The organism is Sinorhizobium sojae CCBAU 05684, from assembly GCF_002288525.1.
Taxonomy (GTDB): domain Bacteria; phylum Pseudomonadota; class Alphaproteobacteria; order Rhizobiales; family Rhizobiaceae; genus Sinorhizobium; species Sinorhizobium sojae.
Genome location: NZ_CP023067.1, coordinates 1,061,038 through 1,073,456, shown reverse-complemented (window position 1 = coordinate 1,073,456; position 12,419 = coordinate 1,061,038). Strand labels below are relative to the sequence as shown.

The 12,419-nt window shown below is 60.8% G+C and carries 8 protein-coding genes and 1 pseudogene; 5 read left to right on the top strand and 4 right to left on the bottom strand.

Features of this window, described 5'->3' with window-relative positions:
- Positions 1-13 precede the first annotated feature (13 nt).
- The gene (locus tag SJ05684_RS05295; protein ID WP_034859489.1) at positions 14-889 is read right to left on the bottom strand and encodes a hypothetical protein; all 876 of its coding nucleotides are present in this window, start codon (positions 887-889) and stop codon (positions 14-16) included.
- A gap of 296 nt (positions 890-1,185) precedes the next feature.
- Here SJ05684_RS05295 and SJ05684_RS05290 point away from each other — a divergent pair, with 296 nt between their 5' ends.
- The 4 genes from SJ05684_RS05290 (at position 1,186) to SJ05684_RS05280 (ending at position 3,674) form a co-directional block, all read left to right on the top strand.
- The gene (locus tag SJ05684_RS05290; protein WP_034859488.1) at positions 1,186-1,782 is read left to right on the top strand and encodes a hypothetical protein; all 597 of its coding nucleotides are present in this window, start codon (positions 1,186-1,188) and stop codon (positions 1,780-1,782) included.
- Between the two features lie 270 nt (positions 1,783-2,052).
- The gene (locus SJ05684_RS29510) at positions 2,053-2,199 is read left to right on the top strand and encodes a hypothetical protein (RefSeq protein ID WP_157212041.1); all 147 of its coding nucleotides are present in this window, start codon (positions 2,053-2,055) and stop codon (positions 2,197-2,199) included.
- Between the two features lie 174 nt (positions 2,200-2,373).
- The gene (locus tag SJ05684_RS30205; RefSeq protein WP_034859487.1) at positions 2,374-2,817 is read left to right on the top strand and encodes a hypothetical protein; all 444 of its coding nucleotides are present in this window, start codon (positions 2,374-2,376) and stop codon (positions 2,815-2,817) included.
- A 113-nt stretch (positions 2,818-2,930) separates the two neighbouring features.
- Positions 2,931-3,674: a hypothetical protein gene (locus SJ05684_RS05280; protein WP_034859486.1), complete on the top strand. Its 744-nt coding sequence runs from the start codon at positions 2,931-2,933 to the stop codon at positions 3,672-3,674.
- 11 nt (positions 3,675-3,685) lie between these two features.
- On the opposite strand, the gene SJ05684_RS29505 is transcribed toward SJ05684_RS05280, so the two are convergent.
- Entirely contained in the window at positions 3,686-3,856 is a 171-nt protein-coding gene (locus tag SJ05684_RS29505) for a hypothetical protein (RefSeq protein WP_157212040.1), read from the bottom strand.
- 200 nt (positions 3,857-4,056) lie between these two features.
- Between SJ05684_RS29505 and SJ05684_RS05275 the strand changes: the two are divergent.
- Positions 4,057-4,371 (top strand): annotated as a pseudogene (locus SJ05684_RS05275) (very short patch repair endonuclease); the annotation flags it as partial.
- Positions 4,372-4,494: 123 nt separating this feature from the next.
- Here the strand turns inward: SJ05684_RS05275 and SJ05684_RS05270 are convergent.
- Positions 4,495-10,368, bottom strand: a complete 5,874-nt coding sequence (locus SJ05684_RS05270; RefSeq protein WP_034859484.1) for a DEAD/DEAH box helicase — start codon at positions 10,366-10,368, stop codon at positions 4,495-4,497.
- A 2-nt stretch (positions 10,369-10,370) separates the two neighbouring features.
- Complete coding sequence (locus SJ05684_RS05265; RefSeq protein ID WP_034859483.1) at positions 10,371-12,419, bottom strand: hypothetical protein; 2,049 nt, start codon at positions 12,417-12,419, stop codon at positions 10,371-10,373.

The following is a 12,419-nucleotide window of genomic DNA, read 5'->3' as shown; positions in this document are numbered from 1 at the left end:
TACGGCGTATCGCTCACGGCCGCGACGCTAAGGTGGCTTGTCCTAGAGCTATGGTGGGAGGAAGATCATCGATGACCAAGAGACCACGATAATCCTTCAGCAAGCCGGCGACATTAATCTCGGCTCCCGCTCGCTTCAGGAGCATCGACGATAGTTCCGTCATATCCTTGAGGTCGTGTCCGTGTATCCAAATCACGGTTCGATATGCATCGGCATGATTGGTGAAGGCGGCGGCTGTATCTGACTTGCCGCTCCCTCCGATGCCCGAGATCGACATGACGGGGAAATTTGCAAGTCGGCGGCCAATCTCCTCGCTGACTGCAGAACGCGCTACCCGGCCAGGGTCTATTGCTGGCAGCGTAAGAGTTGCCAAACTAGCGTTTAGGATCCGTTGCAGTTCCGGGAGATGCTCGACGAGTGCTTGCGTCGCGGTGTCCAAGAGGAGAAGATCGTCAACAATGATTTCCGCGACCTTTCTGGCGTCGTAGAGATGGACCTTTCGGTCTCCCCATCCGAACCAATCTTTCACACGTCCGACGAAAGAAGGTATGGATCCTGTCGGCGCCACCTGCGACGACAGCAAGTAGATGTCTTGTGCATCTGGATGCTCCCGTAGAACGTGGAGGATGTCCCTCACGGGCTTATCCCAATCGCCACTGAAGTACGTTTTCTCCGCCGAATATACAGCAGCGACTGTGCCTTCATCGTTATAGGAACCAACCGTTCCACTTACCGGGGCGTTGGCGTTGTTGAGACCTCGATGGTTCAGCCTGCTTTGCAGATGCTCGTCGATCAGCTTCCCGCCGAATCTTTCGAACATCGGCCCGGGTATAAGCGCGATCCCCTCGATGAGCTTCGCGATATGTTCGGTCCGGAGAGATACCTGCATTAGGCCGACGCTTTGCTTTTGAAATAACAATGATTTTAGGCAGCGCGACGTCCAGTGGCAACATCTCACTGACGTATCCCAGGCTCTGTAGTTTTTCACCCGATTTGGGTCGGCAGGTTGAAAGGCACCACCACACGGCATCTTCACCTTGAAGGGCTTAGTGATGAGAAAGACCCACGCCGATGAATTGACATCGCGTCCGCCTCAGCAAACCATCTTGTTGCGAGCCAGAAGGAAGGATACGAGGCTCGTCCTGTCGGTCCTTCCTTGTGGCGAACTGAGGCGGTGAAGAAGGTATGGTGAAGCTTCCGGAGAGTTTTAAGGCGTTCCAATATCAGACGGGGATCGACCGCATCCGCGATGCATATCGAGCATCGGCGGCGATCCTAGAGAAAGCACATGCGGATGCTACGCAGGCCTATGCTGACTACGACGCCATCGGTATCGACGGAGACGTTCACGATGCAGACGGGACTCTGATCGGCTCTATCGGGCTGACGCGCGCCCAGGCGGAGATGGATGCGTTCTTACAGGTTAGCCTCGTGCGAGAGGCTTTCGTCACAACTACGTTTCACTATTGGGAGCGGTCCGCGAAAGTGTGGACAGGCATTCATGGGTTCACCAATTTTCGTGTCTTGAGCGCGAGAAGCGCGATGCAATATCCGTTAAGTCCCCAGCTCGAAACTCTTAATCGACTAAATAATCTCTTAAAGCACGATACCGCGCGGGTGGATCCGCAGCTTGTAAACGATCGTCCCGACTACTTCTGCAGTCTACTCCCTCCAAAACCCGGCAGCACCCTTCGGAAGCCAAAGCTCCAGCTCCAACACGAGCACGTCGAGGAAGCATTCGAAATCGTGAGAGCTTCCGGTCCGACGTACCAGGTCTCGTAGAGCTGAACCGCTTCCCCTTGTGAAGGATTCAACGACGACGATGCGCTCGGGCAGCCACGCCGCCCTTTATGCTCCTTCGAAAGGCTCGATCCAGCCTCCGGAGGAGGTTGAAAACAGGTCGTTAGTTCTCGGAAACTTGGGCGAACCCACAGTTTACCCTGATGCCAAGCAGAGGTACCTCGGTGCACGCTGTTGCCCGGCACGGTGCACGCCAAAGCGCCAACGCGTTCCCAAAAACTCAATGATTTCTATGATTGTCGGTGTGCGCTGATGACGAGCGCTACAGAATATCTGCAGGGATTACCGGTCGAACCCAGGGCAGCGGCTATAGAATACATCCGAATGGCACCGAAGCAGATCGATACCGCCTATCGGCATGAGATCGTGCGCCTCTTGCCCGAGGCCGCTGACGACTGACTGCGACTGCGCAGGATATGACACATGTCGGCGTTGCGGAATTGACGATCCAAGACCCTTTTCACCGAGACAGCTCTCTGCCGTGGAAGAGGCAGGACGAGGTAAGGATTGACTGGGCTGTTCGCTGGGTGAGGTCGGATAGATCGGCAGGCGCGCCAGCGCAAGGAGGGTATTATGCCACGACGGAAACCGAAGCCACGCCCCGCTGTTGCCTTGCCGGAAATTGAGGTCGGTGACTGGCATGGGGAGTTCGCTGGCTCACCCTCTGGCAATATCGGTCAACACATACAGCCAGGGCCGCCCATCATGGTCGCAGAGTTTACCTACTTGCTCGCCGGAGCGGTGGTCATTTCCCCGATCAGAAAATTCCGTTGGCCAGCGGTAGTCTCCTTTTGGGTCCGAACGCCGTTGACACCCGAGAGGGTCGAAGCTGGCCTAATGTTTAAATCCGATGAAATCCCGTCTGTGAATGTCAGCTTCGAAGTCACGCGGCAGCAGTTCACCGAGACCTGTTGGCTGTTCAGAGAAAAATTGCTCAACGACTTTCATTTCCGAATTGGGCCTGGGACAGATAATCATTGGCCGCTGGAGAGCTGGGGAGCGAGTTTTCAACTTTGATTGACCGCGATTTGGCCTCCGCCAAAAAGTCGCCCTGCACTCCCACGCCAAGCCGACATAATCAGACGCTAGCGTCGTCCCGATCCCCGCTAGGCAATTGAGAGGAAAAATCCATGCTTGAAGATGACCGGATATGGAAGGTTCGAGATTTGGTGAAGGAGCACGTTTCAAGCCCATCTCTGCGGCATATTCGCGACCCAGCAGCTATCCTTTCAATCTCGCGTAGGATTCTGAAGAGCACTGATCGTGGCCCCGGTATTTGGCAGAAGTGGGAGGGAGAGCGCGAGGTCCTCATAAGATCGGCCGTCGGATGTTGGATCCCAACTGACAGACTCAGGGACTACCTAAATCTCTTTTCGGGTCCGAAGCTCACCTCCACTGACGTTGTTCAACGGATGAAGGCCATCGAAGAAGAAACCTATACCTCATGCCCAAACGATGACCTTCGTGAGGGATGCTTGGCGATCTTCAATGAAGAGAAAGAACTTGGCACCGAGCTGTCGGCTATCATCGGCCGTATCGCCGATTTCGTTTCAGAGGAGGAGGAACGCCTCCGCTTTGAGCGCGAGCAGCGCTACAAGCAGGCCCGCGTCGAAGAGCAGGTTGCCGCGGAAGCCAGATTAATCGCTGGCGCGGATTGCAAATGGACGCAGTTGCGGGGAGCGCCTCATTTTTACTGTCGAACTAACGGGCGCACCTATCGGCTGTCGCCGACCGTCGATAAGAAATGGGAGCTTTTTCGCGTGGAAAAGCCTTCGCCAGACGACAAAGGTGCATATATCGGCCGATACGGTGGCCGTGGTAACGCGACAAAAGTCGTCGCTGAAATCGCATTTCAGGCGGAGTACCGACGCTAGGAGCGGAAACTTCATTGAGGTGAAACCTTGCTCTTCGGAAACACATTTTGCGTTGGCATGTAGACACCCCGGCGGACATGCAACTCGTTGAGCGAACCTGTCCCCTTATCGCCTAGATGATCAAGATAATCTGGCAAGAATGCATCGATAAGGCCGTTGTTCGCTTCGAGGATCGCGGCCATGTGAACCAACCAAAACGCGCTCCAGCGTGGCGCGGTCGCCGTTCCGGCACGTGGGGGCATACAGGTTCAGAGCGGCCATTTGCTGGCGGTATCTCAGCGCCAGCGACCTTAACCAGCAGCAGTGGCCGGAGGCCGCCGCGCGAGAATCTCCTTCTGCCAATCCGTTCCTCGCGCAGCCTGGCCATCATCACGCCACCGAGATGGTATATCGAAGACATATGGATCTCAAAGCAACGCCGTCTGTCCGTCGACGCATGCAGCGCACAACGAAGCGCGACAATCCATTCGAGGTCTCAATCAGATCGCAGCTCTACGACAAAAGGCTCCGCTATCGGGTCCATTATCCCGTTCCCGGAATGAAGCGCATCACCTGCGACATCGCCATGCCCGGATTAAAGATCGCAATCTTCCTCGATGGCTGCTTCTGGCATGGGTGCGATGTCCATCCGCCATCGGTGAAGAAGAACACCGCCTTCTGGATGGAGAAAATCGAACGCAACCGCGCACGTGACAGGCGGGTCCGCGAACACCTTGCAGAGATCGGCTGGACGCCTCTTCGCTTCTGGGAACATGAGACGGTCGAAGCGATCGTGAAGAAGATCGTTTCGACCGTCGAACAATGTAGAGCAGCGAAACCCTCACCTCGCAGCAGCGCGTGCTCGTTGCAGAACATGAAGCGGGCGGCGCGACAATTCGAAGCTGTCGACGGGGACGTAGTTGTTACGGAGGTCCAGACGGTCGAACAGCTTCCCCGCGTCCCATAGCGGATGTACGACCACGCCCCATCGGCTATTGCGGTCGTCGAGGGAGAAGATCGGAATGTCCGCCCTCCCCTTGACGCTCGAGACCGTATTGCCGGGAATGAACGTCTTCGTTTGGAGCGCGAGTTCCTTGGCGGTCTTCGACCAGTCTTGCAGTTCGAAGTGGCCGTAGTTCCCGTCAATGCCGCACTCGTAGCAGGGGTCGACCATCGCCCGCAGGTAGGAAAGCCCCAGCCGCCAGTCGAGAAGACCGTGGAAGTTCCTGTTGTTGTACCTCTGAAGGCACCTGTAGCAGGAGGATCCGCACCGCTTCATGTGGTCGGGATCGGCGATGTCCGTTCTCGGCCATTCCCCTTCTTCATCGAGGATGCTGTGGATCAGGGCGGAGACCGGGATGGTACTGTCGCCCAGCAGATGGCGGCAGAAGCCCGAGCCGTTCGGCAGCGCGTCCGATATCTGGAGGTATGGCAGACGCTCCCCGCTCGGCGAATGCATGATGTTCGGCGCCAGTGCGTCGAATTCCTCCGGCGCGATGTCCAGATCGAGCGCGGCACGCTGGACGATGATCTCCGTCGCCGAGATTGCGGCGGCGCGGACGCTTGTGCGGGACGGATCGCGGCGGCCCATGGAAAGGCCGATGTCCATGTCGAGCAGGCGCAGGTTCGGGTTGAGCTTGACCGGGCCTATCTGCAGCGAGTTGGTGACCTTGGTGGAGGCGAGCCAGGCGCTGACCGACGGCTCCTCGACAACCCGGTAGCGGCCGTTCTGGTCGTCGGAGAGGACATCTGTGGCGATCGCCTGCCCCGACAGCTTCAGAAGCGGCTTGTCCGGCCACCACCAGATGCGCTGCGCGTTGGTGTCGACCGTTTCCTGAACCTCGAAGCCCGAGAAGTCCGTGTCGTCCCTGAAGCCGGGATTGACGAGGAAGATCTCGGACTGCTCCGCGAAGTTGACGCTGAGATTTGCGTCGGTCTTCTGCTCGTCGGGCTTGCCCAGGCTCGCGAGAGTCATGCGCTGGCCGACCTTGGAGGCAAGGTTCTCGTCCGTGGGAATGAGCTCCGTACGGTAGGCCGCGGGCGTGATGCACCGGATCGGGGCATCGGCGAGGGGCGCATCGCAGGCGTGGCAGGAGGCCGTGTGCTCGGTGCCCCTGGTCCACGCGCCGCACTGGCCGCAGAAGCGGAGGTGGAAATCGTCCTTTCTCCAGTCGGAGATGGGATCCACGGGGCCATCGAAGTTCGTCGCATGCTGATCAGGGTCGAGCAGCACGCCGGTGAACCCGATGCAGCGGTGGCGCAGCTTCTCCCGCGTTCGCACGCTTCCGGGCGCGAAGTCGAAGATCGCCATGTCCTGGTCGCGGTCGATGGTGTCCCACTCGGCCTCGAAGTTCCCCCTTCCATTCGCCTTCTTCAGCTCCACGTAGAGATTCCGCGACCGTGTCGGCATGCCGTACAGCGGCAGCAGCCCGCGTTCGGCGAGCGCCGCGGCGATGCCGACCGCCTGCAGTCCGAATTCCTCCTCGAGGGCGTCGATCTGCGCAAGGACCGTGTCTGCCGAGACCTTCTCCGTGATCTTATTCAGATCGCAGCCGGACACCGCGGCGAGGATGCTCGCCAGCCGGACACGCCGATGATCCGTCCGCTGCAGTGCATCGGACAGCCGATCACGCCAGTTCATGTCCTGCCGGAAGTATTCCCTGCAGTAGAGGAACTCGCCGTGAATGTCGCCGGGGATGACATCGTCGCCAGCCCATGTCCCACCGGACTCTTCGCGCAGGATGCGGAAGGCCTCGACTAGCCAGAACTTGCGGAGCAGTCGGGACGGAATGTCCGTCAGTCCCGTCGTGATGAATGGCGGAGGCGGAGCCGACCCTGTGATCTCGATCGGATTGTGGAAGTAGTGGATGTCGTGGCTCTTGCTGCGGCAGACCGTCAGAACCGTAGAGAAGGCCTGTCCTCGGCGGCCGGCGCGTCCCACGCGCTGCTGGTAGTTGAAGCGCTGCGGGGGCATGTTGCCCTGGTAGACCGCCTGCAGGGAGCCGATGTCGACCCCCACTTCCATGGTCGTCGTGACGGAAAGCAGATCAGCCGTGTCGAAGAGCCTCCGCCAGCGGAAGTCCTCGTCGCTCTCGTTGTCGTCCTTGACGAACACGCCCTTGAACTGCTGGAGCCGCTCGGCCGGATCGCTCGTCTGGCCCGTAAGCTCCTCGCACTTGAGCCTGAAGTGCGGCTCGTCGCTCGAGATCGCCCGCATCACCCGGCGTCCGAGGAAGTTTTCTCCGGATATCTTCGAGGCCGTCAAATCCTCCGGACGGGTGAGCGTCTCCCCGCATCGGGTGCAACGTCCGAACCCGGAGTGAAGGTGAACGCGGCCGCAGCGCTTGCACCGCCAGGCGGCTCCGGCCGGATCGGCGGCGCGGAAGTAGAGCATGCTGATGTCGATCGATCCATCGCCTCGGGTCTGCTTGAGCGTGGTGCGGAGCTTGTCGAGGAAGTCGTTGCACTCCTGCTCAGGGTGCTGGAGGATCCTCTCCATCAGACGGCGGAACTTGTTGTCGCCCCTGCCGAGCATGTCGAACGCGTTGCTCCATGCATTGCGGGTCACGTCCTGGAACTGGTTGGGCGTGATCCGGTAGGCGTCCGCGAAGATGCGCAGCATCGCATCGTCGCGCGACTTCTCGGGCGTGTATTCCTCGGGTCCATAGAAGCTCGGCCATCCAAGTCCAGTCTCCTCGAGCGCGAAGTATGTCTTGCTGAACAGGAGATCCGTCGCGTCCAGCGGCTGATCGTCCTGCACCCTCTCTCGCGCCTTTCGGATCAGCTTGAGCTGTTCCTCGGGAACGTCATGCTTCCACGATATCTGATCACTTCCGTCCCTCTCGAAGAACTCGTACCAGGCGTGGCGCTTGTTGATGCGATTGAGCTTCGTGTCGGCTCCCTCGACCGGGGTGGAGCCGAGCTTCATGAGTTCGGTCAGGATCGGACGCGTGATATTGCCCACCTTGTCGCGTTCGAACTCGAACAGCTCTTTCAGTGGGATGCTTGGAGGTTTGCCTGCCGCGTCCTTCCGCTTTCTGAGAGCCTTGAGGCGTGGCTGAAGATGCTCGGTGTCCTTGTCCTCCATCGTCAGCGTGGCAACTTCATTCCTGAGGCGCTGGTACTCAGCCTCGTCTTCGGCCCCGAAGGCATAATCGGCCGCAATGCGCGTCGCCGCCGAGATCAGGATCTCCCGGCGCAGATCACGCTGGTGCTGGACTTCGACCTCGAGAGCCAGGTTCGCCGCATCCTCGCGGCTGTCGGAGAAGGCGACCAGCTTTCCGTCACCGCCCTGCGCCTTCAAAGAGGCGACCAGTTCGGTGGCGAGGAGCTGGGAGGTCTTGCCGAAACCAGTTCTGAAGCTTCGGATGGGCGATAGGCGGCCCTCGCGCCTCTTGGAGTTCGCCTGCCGATAGCGTCCGGAATAGTCGGTACCACACTTGGCGCAGCAGAACGGAACGGCAGTGCCGTCGTCTTCCATCGTGCGGCTCTGGAACCCGTCGGTGCCTGACCAGCGAAGCAGGTGGCCGGGCACGTCGCCCTTCTCTTCCTTGTCGCTCACGACTCCCGTTCGGGGATTAAGGAAGCCCGGTGTCCATCGGTACGGTGTCCTGCCCGTGCGGATCTCTACTTCGGGCTGCCCCTGGCTCGGCCAGAAGAGGGCGAATTCGCGGTAGCTGGCATCCTCGAACCGTATGGATGAGGCACTTTCGGGAAGCTTTTCCAGTTCCTGCGGAGCTGGAAGCAGCGAGACCCTGCGCGATGAGCCGGGATCGGTCTCCCCGCGCTTGCCGCCTAGATAGAGATCCCCGCACGCCTCGCAGTAGAGCATCTCGAAGAGCCGCTTGCGGCCTTCCTGATCGCTTTCCCCGTCGTAGTTCTGGCCGCGCTCGATGCCGGGGGCTCCCCAGACGACGGCTCCGTCCTCCTCGCGATGGATGGACGCGAACAGGCCCTCGATGTTGCGGACGAAGCAGTGCATCCTGAAGCCGGGAAGCGTGGCGACGGTCGCGCGCTTCGGAGCAAGTTCGGCTGGCAATACGGTGTCCGGAAGGTCGGGGATCGCGCGCAGCGCAAGCAGGCCGCGGACGGCTAGCCTGTCTTCTGCGTCGAACAGGGCGTTGCCGATGTCTGCGACCGTGCGTGGACGCTTGGCTCCAAGCTTTTCGGGGTTCTGAAGCGCGAAGTCGAGCATCGCGGCCGCAATCGCGGTGGCCTCCTCAAGCATGGTGGCAGGGGTCTTTCCAGCGGCGCCGGGGATGCTCGCGGCCGCCGCAAGGAAGCGGTCGAAGAGTTCGCTGGGATTGCGCCGATGATCCAGCTCCTCCAGCGCGCGTGCGAGATCGGCGAGGCTTTCGCGCGACGGCATTGCCTCCGGGCGCTGGACTTCGATCGGACGCCCTGTGACGACGCTCTGTCTCCAGGCTTCATCGATGTCTTTTGCCCCGGCCGTTCCAGCGTCGCCGAACATGTTCTTCAGGTAGTCGATGCTGGCAGGAGCGTTTTCCTCGTCCATCGGCAGCGACGCTGACGAAGCAAGAATGCGCAGCTTATGGGCGTGGACAGGATCGGTCAGACCAAGTCGCTCAAGAAGCACCTTGAGCAGTCCGGCCATTTCAGCACCCGCGGATCCGCGGATGAGGTGAAGCTCGTCGAGCACAAGGAAGAAGCGCGCGTCCTCGTTTTCCATGAGCCATGCACGCGTCTGCGACAGGATCGGGTCATCGACCTCGCGCACCAGCATCGCATTCAGAATCGACTGGTTGGTGACGAGGATGTCCGGCGGGGTCGCCTGCATGTCCCAGCGCGATATCAGTTCGGCGCCGTCGGTCGTGGGGAAGATGTAGCGCAGGTCGGGATCGCCCTCGGCAGCGAGCCGCTGCTGGATGGACTGGTAGCGCTGCAGCTCCGTCTTCAGCTCCTTGCGCGCGCGCGCGTTCCGCTTCTTCCATGCCTCGTCCTTGCTCTTGCGCGGATGGCGCAGGAACCCGGTGACCGGGGACTTGCCCGTGTACCGTCCGAAGAAGATGCGGTTGCCATTGAAATGGCGCGCCATGACATGCTGAGCGTCGTCGGAATCGAGCGCCTTGCGCAGGCGCACCATCTGGTCCTCGACGAGCGCGTTGAGAGGATAGAGGACGAGCGCGCGGACCGCCTTGGGTCTGTCGGCATGCTCGTTCCTGCGATGGTGCTGGAACTCGCGCCCCTTCTCGAGCCACAGGTCATCGAGAGGCTGCAGGGGCGCGGGCCAGGACGTAGCTTCCTTGGCGATCTGGGCGAGGATCGGCAGCATGAAGGATTCCGTCTTGCCAGAACCCGTGCCCGAGGTGACGATGCCGGGAGTTCCGTCGCAGGCGCCCTTTTCCAGCATCTCGACCTGGTGGAGATAGGGCGCGTAGGCCCCCTTGATCTCCTCGCTTGACCTGTCGCGGTCGAAGAGGCCGGAAAGTGCAAGTTCCACGAAAGCCTGTCGTTCCGCCTGCGAGAAATGGGGGAGCCGGCCTTCGGGATCGCCGATCAGCCCCTCAAGTCCGTATCCGATGGGTTCGTAGCGTGGAACCGCCTCGAAGATCGGGTCGAGCGCAAGCTGCCCAGGTGTGGTCAGAAGCTCCCTCCTCATCGCCGACACACGCGGATCATCGATCCGGTACGCCGTGTCCAGGTACGCGAGGAATTGGTCGATCATCCGGTTGAAGCCGCCAATCGGATCAAACATGTTCAGGCCTCTATGTCTATGAAATATTCGTCGTATTCGTGCTCGTGACCCGCGGCTATCGCAGCAAGCCATTTCGCCTGCCTCAGGAAGACAAGGACCGCATCGGAAAGCTGCATCCACGACGGGGTGCGAGCGAGCGCCCTTGCCACGGCTTGCATGGCAGAACCCTCCAGCTCGCGGCCTGCGAGGACCTCCACCGCCTCACGGACCCTCTCCTGATCCAGATTTGTCATCGGCCAGAGACCTTCGAATTTCGCGGATCCGGGCCGCGGCGCTTTCGAAGGTTTCAGCGGGAACAGGTGTCGCAGCGTGGAATCCGGTATCGGAACACGGAGGCCGTCCACGCCCGCGCTCGCGACGAGCGCGAGGTTGCGCGGCAGACGTCCGACCCGCCTCATCGCGATGATCTGGGGAAGCCAGTATTCGCATGGACCGCTCGTGATGCTGCATATGGCTGCGGCAAACAGCGCCTCGGGGCGCTCCTTCGCCTTTTCGATGGCTTCTCTGAAACCGGAATGCTCGTCGTTCACGAGATCCGTCAGGGAGATCTTGGTGGGGTCGCAGAAGACGATGGCGGCATCGTCTCCGGCAAAGGCCGTGGCAATGTCGACCGCAGCCGCAGCAGAATCGGGTCCGAGCAGCACCGGAACGACATCTGTGGCCGTTGCGACGATGGCGGCAACCTCAGAATGCGTCAGGCCGGTTGCGACAGCCAGCTCATTGAGGGTCTTCTGCCTCTGCTCGTCCGAAGCGAAGCGCGGTGGCGGAGCTGCCGGGATCGGCTCCTCGGTCTGTGCCGCCGCGACTGGCACTGGGGCGACTGGCTCTGCGGCGGCGGGAACGGCAGTGGCAATGTGGGCCATGTCATCACGCAGTCGGGCGACCTCGTCGCGGATGGCAGCGGTTTCGCGGGAGGATTCGTTCCTTATTCCCTCCGCTGCGCTTGCGATCCTGCTTCGCAGCATCTCCTCGTGCTTCTCGGTCTCGCTCCTGAGGAGCGCCTCCCGGTGTGAGAACGACGCGAGCTTCGTCTCCGCGTCCGCGACTTCGATCCGAAGGGCAGCCAGGCGGGCGCTCTCCACCTCCGTCTCCCTGCGGAGCTGCTCTTCCAGCTCGGCTCGCAGTCGCGCCTTCTCCGATTCCTCGAAACCTGCGAGCCTGTCCCTGAACGTGGGATCGCGCCCCAGTATCTCGGGCAGGACGTCGGCAAGCTCGCTGCGCTTCGACAGGCGCCCCGCGATGGATGCCAGGTCAGCCCTCTCCTCCTCGCTGATGGCCCTGTCGACCAGCAGGCGAAGGAGTTCTGCAGGCTCCAGAGAACCAGCGTCGCCCGGAAGGCTCAACGCCGCCTTGGACCTGGAGATCCACCGCTCCACGGACTGGAGGATCTCCTCCTCGGACCGCAGATCCGTGTTCCTCGGCTCCGACCATTTGGGCTGGGACACGAACACGACAAGGCCATTCGCCAGCCTGATCGTGTCGGGACGGTTTTCGAGCGAAGCCGTGGCAACCGACCGAAGGGCCTGTTGGCGCAGTCCGTAGCGCCCCGCTGGCAGAGCATCGAAGCCCGATCTAAGCCATTGGCCAGGCCGCACCTCGATCGCCGAGACAGGAGCCTCAAGCGGAATGTGCAGCGTGCCTTGCGAGAGCGAGGAAAGCAGTTCCTCGAACCCGCCGGCCTGCGGACTGTAGCCGACATTGAGCCTTGTGGCGGTCGTGAAGGACACGGCTTCGAGCTTCCCTGGACCTGCGTTGTCGTTGACGACCTTTGGAAGCTCGAAAACGGAGCTTGCCCGGAGTCTCGAAGCCATGGACGGGATGCCTGACGCGAACGCCGGGACGGGAGCGTCTTCCTTCTGAGGGACGAGCTTCTGCTCCTTCTCTCCGCCAACCAGCCAGAAGGAGTCCGTCCCGCCCAGCGTTATCCTGCTGTCGCGGGTCTCCCTGACCTTGCCGCCGAGGGCCTCTCCGTCCCTCACTTCGGCGATGATCGCGACATCGTGCGCGACCAACTTTCTTACCCGGTAAACCGTCTTGCCTGATGCTGACAT